At 50.1% G+C, this 21,255-nt stretch carries 21 protein-coding genes; 1 reads left to right on the top strand and 20 read right to left on the bottom strand.

Annotated elements, in window-relative coordinates; genetic code table 11:
* Positions 1-388: 388 nt before the first annotated feature.
* The 4 genes from pssA to rluD all read right to left on the bottom strand — a co-directional run bounded on the left by pssA (position 389) and on the right by rluD (position 5,635).
* Positions 389-1,219 (bottom strand): CDP-diacylglycerol--serine O-phosphatidyltransferase, encoded by an 831-nt coding sequence (gene pssA / locus CWE23_RS11060; RefSeq protein ID WP_105307043.1) that lies wholly within the window; start codon positions 1,217-1,219, stop codon positions 389-391.
* 126 nt (positions 1,220-1,345) lie between these two features.
* Positions 1,346-3,916 (bottom strand): ATP-dependent chaperone ClpB, encoded by a 2,571-nt coding sequence (gene clpB / locus CWE23_RS11055; protein ID WP_126820280.1) that lies wholly within the window; start codon positions 3,914-3,916, stop codon positions 1,346-1,348.
* Positions 3,917-3,984: 68 nt separating this feature from the next.
* Positions 3,985-4,692 (bottom strand): peptidoglycan editing factor PgeF, encoded by a 708-nt coding sequence (gene pgeF / locus CWE23_RS11050; RefSeq protein ID WP_126820279.1) that lies wholly within the window; start codon positions 4,690-4,692, stop codon positions 3,985-3,987.
* Positions 4,667-5,635: a 23S rRNA pseudouridine(1911/1915/1917) synthase RluD gene (gene rluD / locus CWE23_RS11045; protein WP_105307046.1), complete on the bottom strand. Its 969-nt coding sequence runs from the start codon at positions 5,633-5,635 to the stop codon at positions 4,667-4,669. Before rluD ends, pgeF begins: the two co-directional genes overlap by 26 nt.
* Before the next feature lie 119 nt (positions 5,636-5,754).
* Between rluD and CWE23_RS11040 the strand changes: the two genes are divergently transcribed.
* A complete protein-coding gene (locus tag CWE23_RS11040; protein WP_105307047.1) occupies positions 5,755-6,513 on the top strand; it encodes an outer membrane protein assembly factor BamD in 759 nt (252 codons plus the stop codon).
* A gap of 39 nt (positions 6,514-6,552) precedes the next feature.
* Here the strand turns inward: CWE23_RS11040 and glnB are convergent, their stop codons facing one another.
* The 16 genes from glnB to fliF form a co-directional block, all read right to left on the bottom strand.
* Positions 6,553-6,891 carry a nitrogen regulatory protein P-II gene (gene glnB, locus CWE23_RS11035; RefSeq protein ID WP_105307048.1) on the bottom strand — a complete coding sequence of 113 codons (339 nt, stop codon included), beginning with the start codon at positions 6,889-6,891 and terminating at the stop codon, positions 6,553-6,555.
* A gap of 14 nt (positions 6,892-6,905) precedes the next feature.
* A complete protein-coding gene (locus tag CWE23_RS11030; protein ID WP_126820278.1) occupies positions 6,906-8,549 on the bottom strand; it encodes an NAD+ synthase in 1,644 nt (547 codons plus the stop codon).
* Between the two features lie 76 nt (positions 8,550-8,625).
* Entirely contained in the window at positions 8,626-9,753 is a 1,128-nt protein-coding gene (gene flhB / locus CWE23_RS11025) for a flagellar biosynthesis protein FlhB (RefSeq protein WP_126820277.1), read from the bottom strand.
* Between the two features lie 9 nt (positions 9,754-9,762).
* Positions 9,763-10,545, bottom strand: coding sequence for a flagellar biosynthetic protein FliR (gene fliR / locus CWE23_RS11020; protein WP_126820276.1), 783 nt, complete (start codon positions 10,543-10,545; stop codon positions 9,763-9,765).
* On the bottom strand, positions 10,545-10,814 hold the full coding sequence (locus tag CWE23_RS11015; protein ID WP_126820275.1) for a flagellar biosynthetic protein FliQ: 270 nt from the start codon (positions 10,812-10,814) through the stop codon (positions 10,545-10,547). The genes fliR and CWE23_RS11015 overlap by 1 nt, the downstream gene beginning before the upstream one ends.
* 10 nt (positions 10,815-10,824) lie before the next feature.
* The gene (gene fliP / locus CWE23_RS11010; protein ID WP_126820274.1) at positions 10,825-11,571 is read right to left on the bottom strand and encodes a flagellar type III secretion system pore protein FliP; all 747 of its coding nucleotides are present in this window, start codon (positions 11,569-11,571) and stop codon (positions 10,825-10,827) included.
* Entirely contained in the window at positions 11,568-11,819 is a 252-nt protein-coding gene (fliO, locus tag CWE23_RS11005) for a flagellar biosynthetic protein FliO (protein ID WP_105307053.1), read from the bottom strand. Before fliO ends, fliP begins: the two co-directional genes overlap by 4 nt.
* Before the next feature lie 85 nt (positions 11,820-11,904).
* The gene (fliN, locus tag CWE23_RS11000; protein ID WP_126820273.1) at positions 11,905-12,339 is read right to left on the bottom strand and encodes a flagellar motor switch protein FliN; all 435 of its coding nucleotides are present in this window, start codon (positions 12,337-12,339) and stop codon (positions 11,905-11,907) included.
* Between the two features lie 32 nt (positions 12,340-12,371).
* Positions 12,372-13,436: a flagellar motor switch protein FliM gene (gene fliM, locus CWE23_RS10995; RefSeq protein WP_105307055.1), complete on the bottom strand. Its 1,065-nt coding sequence runs from the start codon at positions 13,434-13,436 to the stop codon at positions 12,372-12,374.
* A 16-nt stretch (positions 13,437-13,452) separates the two neighbouring features.
* Positions 13,453-13,992, bottom strand: coding sequence for a flagellar basal body-associated protein FliL (fliL, locus tag CWE23_RS10990; protein WP_105307056.1), 540 nt, complete (start codon positions 13,990-13,992; stop codon positions 13,453-13,455).
* Positions 13,993-14,062: 70 nt separating this feature from the next.
* Positions 14,063-15,844, bottom strand: coding sequence for a flagellar hook-length control protein FliK (locus tag CWE23_RS10985; RefSeq protein ID WP_126820272.1), 1,782 nt, complete (start codon positions 15,842-15,844; stop codon positions 14,063-14,065).
* Positions 15,845-15,917: 73 nt separating this feature from the next.
* Positions 15,918-16,385, bottom strand: a complete 468-nt coding sequence (gene fliJ / locus CWE23_RS10980) for a flagellar export protein FliJ (protein WP_105307058.1) — start codon at positions 16,383-16,385, stop codon at positions 15,918-15,920.
* A 7-nt stretch (positions 16,386-16,392) separates the two neighbouring features.
* Positions 16,393-17,730 (bottom strand): flagellar protein export ATPase FliI, encoded by a 1,338-nt coding sequence (gene fliI / locus CWE23_RS10975; RefSeq protein ID WP_198678838.1) that lies wholly within the window; start codon positions 17,728-17,730, stop codon positions 16,393-16,395.
* A gap of 2 nt (positions 17,731-17,732) precedes the next feature.
* Entirely contained in the window at positions 17,733-18,482 is a 750-nt protein-coding gene (fliH, locus tag CWE23_RS10970) for a flagellar assembly protein FliH (protein ID WP_126820270.1), read from the bottom strand.
* A 22-nt stretch (positions 18,483-18,504) separates the two neighbouring features.
* Positions 18,505-19,551, bottom strand: a complete 1,047-nt coding sequence (gene fliG, locus CWE23_RS10965) for a flagellar motor switch protein FliG (RefSeq protein WP_126820294.1) — start codon at positions 19,549-19,551, stop codon at positions 18,505-18,507.
* On the bottom strand, positions 19,544-21,235 hold the full coding sequence (gene fliF, locus CWE23_RS10960) for a flagellar basal-body MS-ring/collar protein FliF (RefSeq protein WP_187346298.1): 1,692 nt from the start codon (positions 21,233-21,235) through the stop codon (positions 19,544-19,546). The genes fliG and fliF overlap by 8 nt, the downstream gene beginning before the upstream one ends.
* Positions 21,236-21,255: the final 20 nt, after the last annotated feature.

Genomic DNA, 21,255 nt, shown 5'->3' with positions numbered 1-21,255 from the left:
TCAAACTCTTCAATTAAAAGTAGTTCAATCAACTCAATGAATTACGCGTTTTTGCTTAGCTTCAAATTTGAAACCTTGCTGAACACTCATTCAAAAGTTGCAATACATAGTTCGTTTTGCTTAACTTTTGCAAGTGCCCACACAGTTTGCTTGGCTTGATATATTGTTAAAGAGCGTTGCTTCTTTCCGAAGCAGGGACGCGTATTTTACATCCCTTTTCGTTATCGTCAAGCGCTTTTTTCTGCTTTTTGATAACTCTTTTTTCTTCCGTTGTCGGAAGCCGGCTACTCGTCTCGCGTGCGCCTTTCTCCCTGACAACGGCGGCGAATTATAGAGATCTTAGCTCGCCTTGCAAGCACTTTTTGGGAAAAAGTTTTCAACTGCTCAGTTATTGTTCAGAATCGCTTTTTTCCGTTGATTTTTTAGCCTCTTTGGCATCATTTTGCCCTTCAGCTTTAAAATCTGCGTCATTACTGTCCTCGTCACCAACCACATGTTCTAATTTTAGCTTCTTCACATTCTTTATGGTCAGCACCGGGCCTGACAAGGCATAAAGGAAGAAGATTCCAAATAAAACCAATGACGGCTGGGTTGCTACGATGACGAAAGCCAACACAACGACCAGGATAACAACAAAGGATACCTTTCCTTTCCAGTCGACATCCTTAAATGAATGGTAGCGGAAGTTGGTAACCATCAATAATCCCGCACAAATAGTAACGAGTGCCGCAAAGCTGCCCATATCGCTGCCATCAATACCGTACTCGGTACCCACCCAGACTAAACCTGAAACGACAGCGGCTGCACTTGGAATGGCGAGCCCCTGGAAGTAACGCTTATCCGCTGTTCCTAAATTGGTGTTAAACCGCGCCAGTCTTAACGCACCACCAGCAACAAAGATAAACGCCGCGAGCCAGCCGAGCTTACCGAGGTCACTTAACGCGTAGTTATACATCACTAATGCCGGCGCCATACCAAAAGAAACAATGTCGGCCATACTGTCGTACTCGGCACCAAAGTCACTTTCGGTATTGGTCATGCGCGCGACCCGGCCATCGACTCCGTCAAATACCATGGCAATGAAAATCGCAACGGCCGCTTCTATATAGCGTTCATTCATTGACGCCACGATCGCGTAAAAGCCAGAAAATAGCCCGGCTGTTGTAAAAAGGTTCGGTAAAAGGTAAATGCCGCGGCGTTTATTACTGTCTGTTGCCATGCTTGGACGTTCCTTAGTGTGTCAATTCAATAATGATTTAGTCTAGCACAGTCGCTACAAACCTTGAAAACCCAACTTTTCAACAGCCAGAAATCAAAAAGCCCACCGCAAGGTGGGCTTTAGCGATTAATGAATGACGAGTTTCTCATCCTCGACTGACACTCGAATGGTCTGTCCCGGCGTTAGTTCACCCGCCAGAATCTTCTGCGCCAACGGATTCTCCAACTCGTGCTGAATCGCACGTTTTAAAGGTCGTGCACCAAAGACCGGATCAAAACCGGTTTTCGCCAGATGATCCAACGCGGCATCATCCAGTTCTATCGCATAATCACGTTCTTCCAGACGCTTGTACAATAGTTGCAGTTGCGCCTGCGCAATCGAGCGAATCTCCGCCTGTCCGAGTGGGTGGAATACCACCGTGTCATCAACCCGGTTGATGAACTCCGGACGGAAGTGCTGGCTGAGCACATTCATCACCATCGCTTTCATCTGCTCATAGCTATTTTCATGAGCATGCTCCTGAATTAAATCCGATCCCAGGTTCGAGGTCATAATGATCACCGTGTTTTTAAAATCAACGGTACGACCCTGCCCGTCCGTTAAGCGACCATCGTCCAGGACCTGCAACAGAATATTAAAAACATCCGGGTGCGCTTTTTCCACTTCGTCCAGAAGAATCACCGAATAAGGTTTACGTCGCACGGCTTCGGTTAAATAACCGCCTTCTTCATAGCCAACATAGCCCGGAGGCGCACCGACCAAACGTGATACCGAATGTTTTTCCATAAACTCGGACATATCGATGCGTACCATTGCGTCATCGGTGTCAAACAAAAAGTTCGCTAGTGCCTTGGATAACTCGGTCTTACCAACCCCAGTCGGACCAAGGAATAAAAACGACCCAATCGGACGGTTCGGATCGCCCAAGCCCGCTCGTGAACGACGAATTGCATTGGCTACGGCATCGACGGCTTCATTTTGACCGACCACACGTTTATGCAGATTCTCTTCCATCTTAACCAGCTTCTCGCGCTCTCCTTCGAGCATTTTACTGACCGGTATACCCGTCCAGCGCGACAACACATCAGCAATCTCTTCATCACTGACGCGATTTTTCAACAGACTCATGTCCTGCATTTCGGCCTGTAGCGCAAGATCCAGTTGACGCTCAAGCTCAGGGATACGCCCATATTGCAATTCCGACATGCGATTGAGATCGCCGGCACGACGGGCAATGTCCATATCAGTGCGTGCTTGTTCTAGCTGCGATTTAATGTGTTGAGTGCCTTGAACCGCCGCTTTCTCCGAGTTCCAGATTTCTTCCAATTCTTTGTATTTGCGTTCCTGATCGTCAAGCTCTTCGTGCAGTGCTTCTAACCGCTTCTTACTCGCATCGTCTTTTTCCTTCTGCAACGCCTGACGCTCCAGTTTTAACTGAATGATGCGGCGCTCCAACCGGTCCAGCTCTTCGGGTTTGGAATCGATCTGCATACGAATACTTGATGCCGCCTCATCAATTAGATCAATCGCTTTATCCGGCAGTTTGCGGTCACTGATGTAACGATGCGACAACGACGCTGCCGCGACAATAGCCGGATCGGTAATTTCAACCGAGTGGTGAATTTCGTAGCGCTCCTTCAGGCCACGCAGAATGGCGATGGTATCCTCGACCGTGGGCTCGTCCACCAGCACTTTCTGGAAACGGCGTTCCAACGCCGCATCTTTCTCAATGTATTGACGATATTCATCCAGCGTAGTGGCACCAACACAATGCAACTCGCCGCGCGCCAGCGCCGGCTTTAACATATTACCGGCATCCATAGCACCGTCAGCTTTACCCGCACCGACCATGGTGTGCAGCTCATCAATAAAGAGGATGATGCGTCCTTCTTCTTTTGACAGTTCGGTCAATACCGCTTTTAACCGTTCTTCGAACTCACCGCGGTATTTCGCCCCGGCCAGCAGAGCCCCCAGATCCAGTGATAACACCCGCTTATGTTTAAGACCTTCGGGAACCTCACCATTAATAATACGCTGCGCCAATCCCTCAACAATCGCCGTTTTACCGACCCCGGGTTCACCAATCAGAACGGGGTTATTCTTGGTGCGACGTTGCAACACCTGAATGGTGCGACGGATTTCTTCGTCACGACCAATGACCGGATCCAGTTTGCCCTGCTCCGCGCGCTCGGTCAGATCAATGGTGTACTTATCCAATGCCTGTCGCTTATCTTCGGCATTCGGGTCGTCAACTTTTTCACCGGCACGCACATCATCAATCGCCTTTTCCAGCTTCTCTTTGGTGATACCGACTTTTTTCATCAACTCACCAAGGGCGCCTTTATCTTCGGTTGCTGCTAATAAAAACAGCTCAGAAGAAATGTAGCTGTCATTGCGTTTCTGCGCATATTTATCACAGAGGTTTAACAGTCGTACGGTGTTTTGCGAAATCTGTACATCGCCGCCGGTACCCTCGACCTGGGGCAATGTATCCAGTGCCTTTGCCAAACCAGAGCGGAATTGCGGAATGTCGGCACCGATCATGGTAAATAACGGGCGTATTGCGCCACCATCCTGATCCAACATCGCCTGCATCAGGTGTACGGGTTCAATAAACTGGTGATCACGGCCGACCGCTAACGACTGCGCGTCCGCTATCGCCATTTGAAATTTGCTGGTGAATTTATCGTGTCGCATAGGTACTTCCTCAAATCTGTTTCATTACCAGAAATGTGGGTACTTTTTACGCAAATTCAAGTAATGCCTTACGATTTTCGCCAAATGATTGACGCAAATCGTCCGCAGTCTTTGTGTCGACGGTAAGAGTAAAACTGATCGGAACGGCAGGATGTGCACAGCCCGCTTTGGGTTATTGATGCTATACCCAGCACACGCGCCTGGTGTTCGGCGAGTCCGGGCAGATCGGCGCGCCAACGGTCTTGATCGGCGCTAAAATGACGGTTAACGGCAACATCACCCAATGCGGTTAGGAAGCTATCACGGACATCGTCACCAACCTGAAAGCAATTCTGGCAAATCGCTGGCCCAATCCATAACATCAACTGCGCCGGCGATGTCGGCATCTGTGCCACGGCGCGACTAAGAATACCGCTGGCAAGGCCTCGCCAGCCAGCGTGCACTGCGGCAATCTGCTGACCATCACGTGAGCATAACAGCAATGGCAGACAGTCGGCCGTTAACACCGCACAAGCCGCGCCGGGCTGGTCTGCGATGATGCCATCGGAAGGCGTTTGAATGACTGGCCAGGTAGAAACAATGCGGGTGTGTTGCTGAGCTAAATAGGCAACGGGTCTTGCGATCGCTAGCTCCCGTATTAACCGCCGCCGGCGCAGCACAACTCCGGCGGGATCATCATTTACGTGCGCAGCAACATTACCGAATTGACGAGTGGTAAAGGCGGCGCCGACGTTATCAGGTAACGCCCAATCAGGTTGCAGAATGCGCTTTGGCATCTTCTCTCATCGCATCCAACAGCGCTTCAAAATCTGCCGGCCGCGGTGCTTCAAAGGTCATCCAGTCGCCGCTGACCGGATGATGCAATGCCAACTGTGCAGCGTGCAGCGCCTGCCGGTTGAAGTTTCGTAAGGTCTGCAAAAAATCATCGGAAGCCTGTTTTGGCGGGCGCGGGCGTCCACCATAAGTAAGGTCGCCAACCAAAGGATGACGAATGTGTGCCATATGCACACGAATTTGGTGTGTCCGCCCGGTTTCCAGGCGCAGTCGCAACAGCGTATGGGCACGTAACCGTTCCATCACCCGATAATGAGTGACTGCCGGCTTACCACTGGCAACGACCGCCATGTGTGTGCGCTTAGTCGGGTGCCGACCGATAGGCTCATCGACCATACCACCCGCAGTCATTACACCATTACAAATGGCTTCGTATTCGCGGCGGATCTCACGCTTTTGCATCATATCGACCAGCTGTGTTTGTGCCGGTACGGTTTTAGCAACCACCATCAAGCCGGTAGTATCTTTATCCAGCCGGTGAATAATGCCCGCGCGAGGGACCTGATCGATCTTAGGGTAATGATGCAAAAGCCCGTTCAGCAACGTATTATCAGGAGCTCCTGCGCCGGGATGGACCACCAGTCCCGCTGGTTTATTAATAACGATGATGTCATCATCTTCATAGACGATATCCAGCGTGATCGGCTGCGCCTCATGACGTTCTTCTGCTTCCAGCTCCGCATCCACTGCCACCAGTGCACCGAGTTCCAATTTTTCCCGCGGTTTTGTTACCGTTTCGGCATCAACGGACACTTGCCCGGCAGTGATCCACGTTTTCATACGAGAACGGGAATAATCCGGGAACAACTCTGCAAGTGCCTGGTCTAATCGTTTCCCTGCGAGTTCTTCCGGGACAATGGCTTCTAGTTGAATGGTTTCGCTCATAAATTGGTTTTTGCTGTGAAAGCCCTTAATGCTGAGTTAGAATGCCTAACTATTAAATTCTATGCTAGTGTAACCCTTTGCACGGTTAAATGCACTGTAATGTAACGTTTTGAGGTTTTATGAAAGGTCGTATTTTATTGCTGTCGGCTCTGTTGAGTGTGTCCCTGGCGGGCTGCTCAAGCAATTCTGACAACTCAAGTGAAGATTTAAAATACTCGCAAATCGAGTTGATGTACGAACAGGCCCAGGAACAACTGGAAATGGGCAACCTCAATCTCGCCCAAGAGCAGCTGAGCACATTGAATTCGCGCTATCCGTTTGGGCCGTTTGCTCACCAGGTGCAATTGGATCTCATTTACGTCAACTACAAACTCGACAATACCGATGAAGCGCTGGCGGCTATTGACCGTTTCATCAGTTTGAACCCCAACCATAAAGACGTTGATTATGCCCTATACATGCGCGGCTTGGTTAACCAGCGTGCTGAATACAACGCCATTCATGAAATTGCCGGCATCGATCGTTCGGACCGTGACTCAACGATGGCGAAAGAAGCCTTCAAGGATTTCGCTGAGTTAATCCGTAAATTTCCTGACAGTAAATACGCTGCGGATGCCAAGCAACGCATGATTGCACTGAAAAGCCGGCTGGCCAAGAAAGAACTGGCGGTAGCTCAATATTACATGGAGCGCCAAGCGTACCTAGCGGCAGCAAACCGCGGCCGATACGTGGTTGAGCATTTTGGTGATATGCCGGAAGCCGAAAACGCGCTGGCCATTATGGTAGAAAGTTATGAACAATTGGGGCTGGATGAGTTGCGTCAGGATGCCCTAACAGTATTAAAAGCGAACTACCCAAACAATCGACTGATTGATTAAGAGTCACCAACGTGGGTGAGTGGCGTTAACAAACGCTACTCACACCGCTTGTTCGTTTTCTTCTCCGGTACGGATACGAATGACCCGTTCTACGTCCGAAATAAAAATCTTACCGTCGCCGATTTTGCCCGTTTGAGCGGTTTCCATAATCGCTTCAATACACCGTTCGACATCACTGTCAGCAACCACCACTTCGAGTTTTACCTTAGGCAGAAAGTCCACCATGTATTCGGCACCGCGATACAATTCCGTATGACCTTTTTGACGCCCGAAGCCTTTCACCTCAGAAACCGTCATGCCTGCAATGCCGACTTCCGACAGTGCTTCACGCACATCATCGAGTTTAAACGGCTTGATAATGGCTTCGACTTTTTTCATCACACAGCTCCCGTCTACAGTTGACGTTGAATTTCATAGCGATAATGACTGGTTATCGGATAACGTCGATCTTTACCAAAGTTACGCGACGTTATTTTCGGACCAACGGCCGACTGGCGCCGCTTGTATTCATTGATATCAACAAGTTTAAGCACTTTTCTGACATCATCCTCGGCAAAGCCCGCAGCGACAATTTCTGCCAGTGACCAATCCTGTTCAACATACAATGCCAGAATCCGATCCAGATCGCTATAGTCCGGTAATGAGTCGGTATCGACCTGATCCGGTGCCAGTTCGGCCGACGGCGGCCGCGTAATTACGCGCTCTGGAATCATCTCTGAACGGCTGTTGCGGAACTTCGCCAGTTCAAAAACTAACTGCTTTGGCACGTCTTTAATCGGCGCAAAGCCACCGCACATGTCGCCGTATAACGTCGCATAACCGACGGCCATCTCACTCTTATTACCGGTCGTCAGTACTAACGCGCCGGTTTTATTCGATAACGCCATCAACAGCACTCCACGACAACGTGACTGCAGGTTTTCCTCCGTGGTATCGGTTTTACTGCCCTCAAAGAACGGCGCTAACTGGCCCATAAAGGCATCAAACATCGGCTCGATGGTTACCACGTCGTACTGTACCCCGGCTGTTTTCGCCTGTCGCTCCGCGTCTTCCAGACTCATACTTGACGTATATTTAAACGGCATCATCACCGCCTGAACCCGATCGGCGCCAAGCGCATCTACCGCCAACGCCAGGGTCAGCGCTGAGTCAATACCACCGGATAAACCAAGGATAACACGTTGAAAACCGTTCTTATTGACGTAGTCGCGCACCGATAACACCAATGCGTCATAAACGTGTGCCAATCGTTGCTGTTCAGTAACTGGTTGCTCCTGTTCAACTCGAAATGACTCACATTGCACGCCATGATCATCCAGCACAACCGTCGCCAAGGTCATTTGACAGTGCGGCAATTCGGCGATCAACTGACCACGGTCGTCAATCACCAAGGAATGACCGTCAAATACCAGTTCGTCCTGACCGCCACAGTTGTTTAAATAGATAATGGGCTTATTGATTTCGGCGACTCGTTGTCGTAACACCGACAAACGTTGCTGATGCTTATCAATTTCATAAGGTGACGCATTAACCGAAACGATCGCGTCGATCTCATCATCAAGCATCTTGGCGAGCGGTTCGGGGTGCCAGAGATCTTCACAAATCATCAAGCCAATACGTTTGCCCTGCCACTCGAACACTTCCGACTTATTACCCGGAATGAAATAACGCTGCTCATCAAAAACACCGGTATTAGGCAGACGTTGTTTCTGATAGCGTTGCAGACACTCACCACGATGCAATACCGAGACTACGTTAAACAGCTGTTCACCGGTTTTGCTCGGGTGCCCGACAATGACAACACAGTCCGACGCAGCAGCACTGATTTGTTCAACGGCATTGTCGACGGCACGCTGATGATCCGCCCGGTTCAGTAAATCTTCCGGGGGGTAACCCGTGATGGCCAGCTCAGGAAACACAATGATGTCGTGTTGAGCACTTTGCTCACGAATTGTTTTTAAAATAATCGCTGTGTTGTTATCAATGGCGCCGACGGTAAAATCCAACTGTGCCAGGCAAATTGAGAGCTGCGACATAAACTGCGGTTCCGCTTTATCAATAAAATAGTGGAGGCGAATAATATAGTAGCGCGGAACATTGCGCAAATGACGGTCAGTATTTCAGATCGTCCGGTATCGGCAAATCGGAGGCAGGCTTTTTCGGCCGCTTGGCTTTGCCTTTCTTGTGCATTTTCAGCTGATAAACGTAAGCCAGTACCTGCGCTACCGCGACAAACAGGCCTTGAGGAATTTCCTGTTCGAGCTCAGTGGTGTGGTAAATCGAGCGCGCCAGTGCCGGCGATTGCACCAGTGGAATATCATACTCCAACGCGATTTCGCGGATCTTCGCCGCGGTTTCGTCACTACCTTTCGCCAGTACCACCGGCGCGCGAGCACCGTTATCTTCATACTTCAAGGCCACAGCATAGTGAGTAGGGTTGGTGACCACCACGTCGGCTTTTGGTACTTCCTGCATCATTCGGCGATTGGCCATTTCCATTTGCAGCCGTCGTATCCGCCCTTTGACTTCCGGACTACCCTCACTGTCCTTATGCTCGTCTTTTACTTCTTGCTTGGTCATTCTAAGATCTTTTTGATGCTTCCATAGCTGGAAGGGCGCATCGATCACAACAATCAGAAAGATCGAGCAGCACAGCAATAAAAACATCCACATCAGGATATCCAGTGCATTTGCCATCATGTTTGGCATCTGCCCCATCGATATCTGCAGAATATTGTCGTACTGCCAGGCCAACAACAGAAACGCACTCACCGCAACGACGAGAAACTTTGCCAAGCCTTTAACCAGCTCCACCAGCGCCTGCACACCGAACATCCGTTTAAACCCATTGAGCGGACTCATGCGTGAAAATTTGGGCGCCATTGCCTGCCAAGAAAAGTTTATCCCTCCTAGCCAACTGTTTCCAAAAAAGGTAAATACCAGGATAAAAGCAAATATTATTGCCAACGGCCAAATGATTGCACTAAATGCGGTTGCAAAGGCCTCAAACATTTTTGTCGTATCAAACGCTTGGTGCCGGTCCAGAATAAAGAGTTGTTTGAACACCGTGCGTAAGCCGTTAAAAAGCGACTCACCAAACCACATGAAAGCCACGGCTGAGCTGACCAATACAAACGCTGTGCCCATTTCCTTAGAACGGGCAACCTGGCCCTTTTCTCGAGCCTGTTGTTTTCGTTTCTCTGTGGGGTCTTCTGTGCGTTCCTGATCCGTCTCAGCCAAGGCTGCCTCCTAGCACTGACTGCCGATGACTTGGCACATGGTGGTTATCACCTGAGCCCAAAGGTTCTCGAAATGAAAAATAAATCCGCCTAAGGTTAACCAAAGAACGATAAGACCACTCACCATGGTAATAGGAAAACCTATCGCAAAAATATTTAATTGAGGGGAAGCTCTTGTCATGACCCCAAAGCTCAAGTTAATCAGCAACAACGCGATGATGGCCGATAGCATTGCCGATAACGCCATTGAGAACATTAAACTGCCCCAGTCGGCAATCATCTTAAAAGCATCGGCGTCAAGCCCCGTTATACCTACAGGAACAGAGTCAAAACTGGCGACAACCATTCTTATCATCAGTAAATGCCCATCTAATGCCAAAAAGATGAGACTCGCCAGCATTAAAAAAAACTGAGCCACCACGGGAACCTGCTGCCCGTTTGATGGATCGACCATAGAGGCAAAACCCAAGCCAATTTGCATTGCTATGATCTGGCCACCAAGTACAAAGGTTTGTAAAAATATAACGGACAGCGTGCCCAATGCTACACCGATGACGACTTGTTGAGCGGTAACGACGAAGCCACCCACAGACATCATCTCGTAAGGGGTTGTTATTTCCGGTAAGGCAGGCGCTACGGCAAAAATAATCGCAATTGACATCAGCGTTTTTAAGCGGGCATTAACCAGGGTTCCGGAGAAAAGCGCCATACTCATGATCATCGACGAAACTCTCGTCAACGGCCATAAGTGATGTTCCAGCCACTCAATGACTGTTGCGGTAACAAGATCCATTAGCCCACGACTTCAGGAATGCGCCGGTACATTTCAAGGGTAAAATCCATCACCATTTCAACCAGAAAATGCCCCCCTAATCCTACGACTGCAAGTGTAACAAGCAATCTAGGAAGAAAGCTCAAGGTCTGCTCGTTTATCGATGTTGCCGCCTGAAATACAGCAACAACCAAGCCCACTAGCAAACTTGGCACGATAATAAACGAAACCATAATAACGATGACCTTTAATGCTTGTGAAAATACATCCAGAAATACTTCAGGACTCATAAGACTCCCCCTATATTCCAAAGCTACCGGCAAGTGTTGTCATGGTTAGACTCCAGCCATCAACCAAGACAAACAACATCAACTTAAACGGTAGGGAAACGATCATCGGCGACAACATCATCATCCCCATCGCCATCAACACACTGGCAACCACCAAATCGATGATCAGAAATGGAATAAATAACATAAACCCTATTTGGAAGGCCGTCTTAAGCTCCGACGTGATGAACGATGGAATCAAAATAGACATCGGAACGTCGTCAGGCTCATTAATCCCTTCTGCACCAGAAATATCGATGAATGTCTCCAAGTCAGTAAGCCGCGTCTGCGCAAGCATAAACGCCTTGATCGGTGCCTTAGCACGATCTAAGGCTTCCATCGATGTTACTTCTTCATTCAAGTAAGGTTGTAACGCTTTGTCGTTTACCTCGTTCAATACTGGGGTCATGATAAAAAATGTCAGAAACAATGTAATACCCAGCAGCACCTGGTTTGACGGTGATTGTTGTAGACCTATTGCCTGACGCAGAATTGCCAGCACAATAATAATCCGCGTAAAGGAGGTCATCATAATGACCATCGCCGGAATGAACGTCAGCGCGGTCATGATGGCAAGAATTTGCAGCGTTACAGAATACTCTTCGCTTCCATCTGGGTTGGTCTTAACCGTCACCGCACTGATATCCTGCAGAGCCCAGGCGCTATCAGGCAGCAGCAACAAAACCATCGCTATCACGAAAAAGCTCACTCGGTTCATGATTTTTGTTGTCCTTTTAATTCTACCGAGTCAGGTAGTTCTTTTAAGCAGTCGATGCGTTGGGCTGTCACGCCGAGCAACAGTTTCTTACCGGCCACTTCCACAATCATTAATCGCTCTTTGGTACCCAGTGACATCGCACTTAGTACCTTCATGTCGGCATTTCCCTGTATCTTAAGGTTAAGCCGCTTAGCGATCATGGCTAAGCCAATAATCACCGCTAAAACGACAATAAGCGCCAATAACATGGCGCCTATGTCTGCTCCCCCGATGGGAGAGTTCGCTTGCGTTTGCTGAGCGCTTGCCGAGGTACTGACAAGCAGCGTAAACGCGCTAGCGAAGCTTGCGTATACGCTCGATTTGGCTAATAACATCTGTAAGGCGAATCCCGAATTTATCGTTTACAACCACGACTTCACCGTGCGCGATGAGTGTCCCGTTTACCAAAACGTCGAGCGGTTCACCGGCCACTCGCTCAAGTTCCACCACAGAGCCTTGGTTTAGCTGCAGCAGGTTACGAATGCTGATTTGGCTACGACCCACTTCCATCGAGATGGTGACCGGAATATCGAGAATCGCGTCAAGTTTGCGTTTGTCGTCATCGCTGACTTCATCATCACTTAACTCTTCCAGCTCAGCCGTTTTGATACCGTCCATGCCCGAATGGCTCGAATTTTTTTTCTTTTTACCGGATTCTTCATCTTCTGCCGCAGCCTGCTCAGCCATTGCAGCTTCCCAATCGTCCATATCTTTATCATCATTACTCATCAGGTAACCTCATTCATGCTCAGCATACGCTGTTACAAATCAATATCTTCTTCCAGTTGTCGCAACTCGGCATCACCACCAATACGACGTCCGCCGCGAGTCAGCATATGGATATCGGATTTCACGGTTTCAGGCCGTTTGATCTTATCGGTAATTTTCAACGCGACATTTTCTCGTGACCGGCCTAACTTCGCATGGAAGGTTGGCAAATCTTCAATCAGTACGGTCAAATTGTCAGGCACTTCCAGTGGAATGATATCGCCCGCCTGCAAATCCATAACCTCACGCAACGACAGGTCAAGATCCGCCAGTTTAGCAATCATTTCTACCGGTACGTCCATGATTTCGTCACGTAGCGCCTTACTCCAGCGCATGTCGGTATCTTCTTTGTCCGACTGCACACCGGCATCCAACAATTCCCGGATCGGCTCCAGCATCGAGTACGGCAGTGCAATGTGAAAATCACCACCACCGCCATCCAGCTCAATATGAAACGAACTGATAACAATCACTTCGGTTGGCGACACAATGTTGGCCATGGCCGGGTTAACTTCCGAGTCAAGGTACTCAAAACCGACATCCATAACCGGCGCCCAGGCCTCTTTGTAATCTTCGAAAATCAGCTTCAGCAACATCTGAATGATGCGCCGTTCTGTCGGGGTAAACTCACGCCCTTCGATTTTCGCGTGGTAACGGCCGTCGCCACCAAAAAAGTTGTCCACCAGAATAAAAACCAGGCGCGCTTCCATGGTAATCAGCGCCGTTCCTTTTAATGGACGAAAACGCACCATATTCAGGCTGGTAGGCACAAACAAGGTGTGCACGTACTCACCGAATTTGAGCATCTGCACACCATTTATTGACACTTCTGCCGTGCGCCGCATCATATTGAATAAACTGACACGCATATGCCGCGCAAAACGCTCATTAACGATTTCCAGCGTTGGCATGCGCCCACGAACGATTCGATCTTGCGATGAAAAGTCGTAATCTAACGCTTCCGACGCCGCTGCCGAGGACTCGGCATCCTCCTCCTCAACATCATCGACACCGTGTAACAGCGCATCAATTTCATCTTGTGATAATAAATCGCTCACAATTTAATTCGCTCTGTTATTGCATGACCATGCTTGTGAATAAAACTTGCTCGACCAATCCACGGCCCGCCACTTTCTCCAGCGCGGCCTGAACTTCACGCAACGCAAGTTCGCGTAATTTTTCTTTACCCGCTACTGTCTTTAGCTCTTCTGCGGTCGACGAACTAAAAACTTGGTGCAAAGTTCCCTCAATCAACGGAATATGGCGCTTAGCTAACTCTTCGTTTTCCTCACCGCGCACCATCAACTGAACCTTAATCTGAACCGTGCGCTCACGCGCATCACCCGGTACAATAAATACGAACGGTCTTGGCATACCAACATACAACGCGTTACCCACTTCGGGGGGCGGCCCAACATCAACTTCGGCTGGGGAGGTTTCAGCAGAACCCGCCGAACGGTTAGGGGTTTCAGGGGATGAGCCCGTGAACAGCCAGATGACGACCACAACGATCAATATCACACCGACACCAATACCGCCGAACAATATCAGCTTCTTTTTGCCGGCTCCACTTTGCTCTTGTTGTTCTTGTTGTTCTTGGTTGTCTTCAGCCATTTTGTCTTCTCGCTTAGTTCAGAGCGGATTGTCTCACACTATAGCGCCTATTAAACGATGATTGCAGTACTCAGACGTAGAAATCTACGCCACCTAAGCCAATGGGCCGACCGTTATCTAGAGCAATTTCATGTTCTTCGACCATTTCAGCACGGCCGCCCATTCCGCCATCACGCTGGCTGGACTCCTGCTGACCGGCGGTTTGCTGCTGTTGTTCTTTAACATCGGTATCGGCTAACGCCACACCTTGCTGCTCTAACATCTCACGCAGTCGCGGCAAGGCATTTTCTATTGCTTCGCGAGCCTGGGGTGACTGCACCTGAAACTGCACCGTGGCTTGTTCAGAGTTCATATTAATACGAACCTGAAGTTGACCCAGTTCGGGCGGATCCAAGCGTATATCGGCACGCTGTATATTTTTACTCAGCATAATGTTGATGCGTTCCTGCAACTTCTGTGACGCTTCACTTTGCTGCGGATCAAACGGTTTTTGAATCGACTGCATACTGCTCTGCAGCGTTGACGACATTTCCGTCGCTTTCACGGTACCGGTCTGTGTCGATACCGCGGCCGTTTGCTGATTAATCAATTCTTCACCAAAGCTCGTCGGCGCCTCGGTACGTGACGGTGCAGCTCGCTCTGCGACCCCGTTCATTAGCGCATTATCGGGCTTAACGTCAGCACTTTTTTCCGTATTGGGCTTGTTGCTGGCAACATCCACTGGCTTGTCTTCAACAGCCGCTTTAGGGTCTGCCATCTTGGTCGTTGTCTCAGTTGCTTTTGCTGAAGCATTCAACACAGGTTGCGCACGTTCGGTGCGTTCAGCCGGGGCGTCGTTATCGGTAACTTGAGCCAACAGTTTTTGTAATTCGCTCAAGGCAGCAGGCTGACTTGTCGTGGCTGCCGCGGTCTGCGATGGCTGCATCAGTTGTTGTTCTATTTGGTTCAGAAGCTGCTGCACTTGTTGCTTTTGCTCAGTACTCAAAGAACGGTCATCATCGAGAAGCTGTTGTAGCTGCTGCAATACCGCCTGTCGTGCGTCATCATCACCGGTAGCAGCACTAGATTCAGCACTAGATTCAGCCTTAGCCCCACGTTCTAATTCCTGTAACTGCTGAGTCAGCCATTGTAACGCCTTGGCATCATCGGAACGCTGCGCGTTCTCGCTCAAGCTTGGTTCTTTAGCGACTATTTCGCCGCCGGCGACCTTTACCGCCGCGTCAGCAAGTTCACTTAGCCGGCTCAGTCGAGACAATAATTCGGCATCGACGCTGCCTTTAACGGACTCCTGTTCGGCCACATCGGCAACGGACAATTGCATGATTTGCCGCTGTTCGTCCTCAGACAAGGTAGCAAAGACTTCACCGGCAAGTTGTTGCCGCTGCTCATCCGACAGCGACTCCGCACCAAGCTCGGCCAACAGCTCAGATAGCTTCGCCAACTGCGCTGCCATCTCTTCATCGTCAAGGTCGGATAATGCGGTTAGTTGTGCCGCATCACCCTGACTGTCACTGGCCTCACCGCCAGGCTGCAACAATGTCTGCATCTCCTCCAGCATCTCAAGAATCGGGGCTTCAACCGGTTCGCCAACGTCACTGTCATCAAACTGAAAGCGCTGCAACGCTTTGCCGTCCGATTCCTTTAGCCGCAACTGCGCCGTTGTTTGCGACACTTTTAGTTGCTGTTGGGTTATTTCACTGTCAGCACTTTTATTCAGTTCCAGCCCGGCCAACAACTCACGAGCAAAGTCGCCGCCTTTGCTTTGGCTCGCCGACGAAGGCTCCAGTCGAACATCACCGGAAGCTTTTAGGAATTGCTCGGATTGGGCCGTTAGTGTTAGCAGTTGTTGCATAATAGTGTCTCAATTTTGACGCCGAAAAGCGTTTGGTTTCATTGCATTTAGTAAAGCAATTGCCGTGCCAGTTTTATTGTGTCGGCTTCCGGGCCTTTAACTGCATTTCCCGAATAAAGCGCTGGCTGGAAAAATCATCTAAGTTCTTTTGTTCGCGGCGGGCGCGCTGATGTTCTTCACGCTTTTGTTGCTCGGTTATCAAATGCTTGATCGATTCTTTTTTGCGGCGCTGCGCCAGCCACTGTTGACGTCGCTGATCAGCGACCTGCTGCAGTTTTACCAATGACCGGTGAAGTTGCTCAACCCCCTCATCCAGCTTACCGACAAAGGCATGGTACTGACCAAACTGACGCGACACGATGCCTGAACTACCGCGCTGTTGTAATTGCTGCAAGTAATCAAGCCGATACTGTGATAGACCCTCGAGTCGCGAGCGTTGGTCGTCAACTTGTTGTTGTACCTGGGCATAGTTTGCCGCCGCTTCGTCTTCACGTCGCTGCTCAAGCTCAAGTAACATTGCCATCTGTTGCAGATCCGCCATAGCCTAATTAACCCTGACGTTGCTGTGGGTTGATAACCTGCTGCAACAACAGCAGGCTCTCATCGTAACTGACCACTTTGCGCATTGGTTGCCGCAAAAACTTCTCGACTCTGGGATGCATCGCAATCGCTTGATCAATGGCAGGATCAGAACCTCTGCTGTATGCGCCAATCGCAATTAGGTCGCGGTTACGGCGATAATTTGAATACCATTTCCGCACTTGCACTGCTTGCTTCATATGTTCTTCCGACACGACCTGTGGCATAACCCGACTGATCGAAGCTTCAATATCAATGGCCGGGTAGTGACCCGAATCGGCCAACTCACGACTTAAGACAATATGACCGTCAAGAATCGCTCGTGCCGAATCAGCGATCGGATCCTGTAAGTCGTCACCTTCCGTGAGTACCGTATAAAATGCCGTTACTGAGCCTTGTCCGTCACCCCCATTGCCTGCCCGCTCTACCAGCGCCGGTAACTTTGCAAATACCGACGGCGGATAACCTTTGGTCGCCGGGGGTTCACCGACGGCCAGTGCGATCTCCCGCTGTGCCATCGCATAACGGGTCAGTGAGTCCATCAGTAACAGTACGTTTAGACCCTGATCCCGAAAGTACTCGGCAATTTCTGCGGCCGTTTCACAACCGCGCAAACGGATAAGCGGTGACTGATCGGCCGGAGCGGCTACTACCACCGACTTCTGCAGTCCTTCCTCGCCTAAAATTTCCTGAATAAACTCTTTAACCTCTCGTCCTCGTTCACCAATCAGGCCAACCACGATCACATCCGCATCAGTACCCCGGGTCATCATTCCCAAAAGCACACTTTTACCCACACCACTGCCGGCAAACAGACCCATACGCTGCCCTTGTCCAACGGTAATACAGGCATTAATTGCGGTCACGCCGACATCAAGGGGTTGTTTAACCGGACGACGATTAAGCGGATTCATGGGCTGGCTACGATAGCGACGGTTCTGTTCGGTATGAATAGGTCCCCGCCCATCGAGCGGGTTTCCGCGCGCATCAATGACGCGCCCCAGCAACTCCATGCCAAAGGGGATGGTGGTTTTCTCTGAGCGAGGCTTTACTTTTGCACCGGGCACAACACCATCGGCGTCCTGAGTCGGCATTAAATAACTGATGTTGTTTTCAAAGCCGACGACTTCGGCCTCAATATCACCGTTGGCCGACTCGACCAGACAGCTCGAGCCAATCGGCGCACGCACGCCAACGGCTTCAAACATCAGCCCGACAACCCGGGTGAGATAACCGGACACGAGAACAGGAGGTTTCTGAATGCGCTGACGAGCTTTTTTAAGACCTTTTAAAATGGACTCGCTCATTATCAGCCCTTAAGTTTATCGAACACACTTTTAATACGACTGCGCAAGGTATAATCAACCGACGAACTCTCGGTCGTCACCCGACATCCGCCACGCTCGAGCAAGTCATCTTTATTTAATAACCAACCGTGTTCTCGTAACTGCTCCTCACTGTACATGTCCTGCACCAGTTCCAGATCATCGGGGTTGAGATGGATAACCACACGTTGATCGGTCACCGGCAGCACTTCCAGTGCGTTGCGGACAGCAACTTTAACAAGCTCGGGTTGCTTGTAGGGGACGTCCAAACAGATGGCTTCGGTCAGTTGCATGACCATTTCCAGCAGTTCCGCTTCGACGTCGTCGGTAATTTTTTGCTCCGGATGAGATAAGCTGTCGAGTAGCTTTAACAGTTCTCCGGCTTGTTGTTCCATTTTGGCCTTGCCATCCGCCAGGCCTTGTTCAAAGCCTTTATTGAAACCGTCCTGTTGGCCCTGTTCAACACCTTCCTGATGGCCGGCCTCCAGCCCCTCGGCATGGCCTGCGTTATACCCTTCTTTAAAGCCCTCTTCGCGAGCCGCTTCACGGATTTGTTCCAGTTCCTCAGCCGTCAATGGCTGCAGTTCCTGCTCCTCATCGTCATCAGCTTCAGGCGGTTCATACTGCCAACGGCGCGGCTTGTTGAGCGCATTGGTTTTCTCCCCCCGCAGAAATTCTTCTGAGGTAATATCAGGAAACTGCCACTTCTCTGTCGTGTTAGAACCGTCGCTCATAATTGCTGTTTACCACGTTGCCTTACAGGAACTCATCGTTACCGCCACCGCCAAGCATAATTTCACCTGCATCCGCTAAGCGGCGAGCGACAGCAAGAATGTCTTTCTGGGCGGCTTCCACATCGCTAATGCGCACCGGCCCCATCGCTTCAAGGTCGTCTTTCAACATGTCCCCTGCGCGTTTTGACATATTTTTGAAGATTTTCTCTTTGACGTTGTCATCCGCACCTTTAAGTGCTTTTTGCAACACGTCGCCTTCCACTTCACGCAGCAAGGTCTGGATACCCCGATCGTCGACTTCGACGAGGTTTTCGAAGACGAACATCAGATCCTGAATTTGCTGGCTCATCTCTTCGTCCTGCTCGCGGATGGCATCCATCAACTGACCTTCGATGTTGGTATCGAGGTAGTTCATGATATCCGCAGCGGCTTTCAGGCCGCCCATCTTCGCTGCCTGAGCACCGGCCTGACCGGCGAACTGTTTCTCCATGATTTCGTTCAGTTCCTGCAATGCTGCTGGCTGTACTTCTTCCAGGTTGGCAATTCGCATCATGAGATCCAAACGCACCTTCTCCGGGAACTGTGCCATAATTTCCGCGCTTTGCTCGGCATCGAGATAGGACAATACAATGGTCTGAATCTGCGGGTGTTCGTTGCGAATGATGGTTGCAACCTGCTTCGAGTCCATCCATTTCAATGAATCTAGACCCTTCGAGCCACCACCCATTACAATTTGCTCAATCAAATTGCCGGCTTTATCTTCACCCAACGCTGAGGTAAGTGCCTTACGCACAAACTCTTCACTCTTGAAGCCGATGTTGGTGAATTTCTGGATCTCTTCCAAAAACAGGTTATGAACTGCGTTGACCTTATCTTGGTTAAAGTCCTGCAAACTGGCCATTGCCATACCGACCTTTTGCACTTGCTTTGGTTCTAAGTGCTTCAGGATCTGCGCAGCATCTTCTTCCGATAGACTCAACAGCAGGATAGCGGCTTTTTCTACGCCCTCAAGGCTGTGCACATCGAAATCGGCTTCACGCTTTTTGGTCTGTAATTGTGTATCAGGCATCTTCATTCAACCACGCTTTTACGACTTGCGATGACAGTTCCGGTTCATTCGCCACCAGTGCACGAACTGCCTTCAGCAAATCTTCGTCTTTATGTAAGTCCGGTAACTGCAGGCTACCGTCCGGACCAAAGCCCACCGAATTCTCGTCAAACTGTGATGACAATAAGTCGATGGTTTCATCGCCCATGTGCTCGTCATCATCCAGTAATGCATGCGCATCGTCCTCGAACTCTTGCGTTGGGTTCATCAGTTTCTTCAGCATTGGCCGCACCACCGCAACAATCAGCACAATGATAACCAACGCACCCATGACCAGCCGGAATGCGCGCCAGAACCATGGCTGATCCCACAGCGCCTGCTCGCCTCCGCCTAAATCCGGTAGTTGTGCAAACGGCACCGAGACCACTTCCAACGTATCCCCACGAGTCAGGCTAAAGCCCAAGCCACCCTGCAACAAGCGACGGATATTATCGAGTTCTTCCGCAGAACGAGGCTCTTGCACCGTCTCTCCTTCTGCATTCTGAAGGGTATTATGATTAACCGCAACCGAAACACTCAAGCGATCGATCACACCTGTTTGGTTTTGGGTGTAACTGACGGTATTATCCAATTCATAGTTACGTGTCGCTTCGCGATGCATACTACCGCTGGCATCGCGTTGCGATGACCCACCGTTAGCCTGTTCAGGAATATCCGACTCCAGTGGCGGCTGATTACTCAGAGCGCCGGGAATACCGCCAATAGCCGTACCACTAGAACGGTTTTCTACCGTCATTTCACTGCGAATCGCCGGCATATCTGGGTTGTACTGACGCTGTGTGGTTTCTTTTCGGGTAAAGTCCATGGTTACGTCCACTTGCGCGGTATAATTGTCGTAACCCAGTACCGGGATCAGTATGCTGTCAATTTTCTGACGTAATTCTTCTTCACGCTTAAGTTCCAACTGATACTCACGGCTGCTTTGCGCCGCCAATGCACTTTGCGAACCCGAGTTCAGCAAGCGACCATTTTGATCGGTAACCGTCACATGTTCAGTTTGCAGACCGGTAACCGACGACGCCACCATATCAACAATGGATGCGACTTCTTCTTCACTCAACGACTGATTACCGCGCACATTCAGCATCACCGAGGCTTTCGGCTGCTTCTCACGACGTGCAAATACGTTCTCTTTTGGTACGGCCAACAACACGCGTGCGGCGGAAACGGCTTTCATTTCTTCGATGGCGCGGGCGAGCTGTACCTCACGGGAGTGAATGAGGCGTTCACGCTCAAGTCGCTGACTGACACCAAAACCCGGTTCGCTCATTAAAATTTCCGAGCCGTTGCTTTCGGTTTGTCCGTAATCAACACCGGCGCGCGTGAGCTGCAACTTGATGGCATCGTATTGTTCTTCAGGAACCGAAACCGTATTGCCGGACACTTTGTATTCGATGCCATTGGCATCCAGGTAGTCGAGTGTGCTAACCAGTTGCTCGGTTTCCAGCTTGCCGATCGGTCGGTAGGTTGACTCTTGCGCCCACAGCATAATAAAGACGGCTATCGCAACACAGATTGCCAGAGCCAGTACAACCACAACCTGGCGCAACATATCAAAATTGCCGATCATGTCCATCAGGCCAGATTTACCCTCGGCATTGTCTTTGCCGCTGCCCTGATTATTGACGTTTGGCTCGGTTACCATCAAGTCTGTAGATTCAGCCA

The organism is Idiomarina aquatica, from assembly GCF_003987185.1.
Classification (GTDB): Bacteria; Pseudomonadota; Gammaproteobacteria; order Enterobacterales; family Alteromonadaceae; genus Idiomarina; species Idiomarina aquatica.
This window is presented reverse-complemented; position numbering and strand designations above follow the sequence as displayed.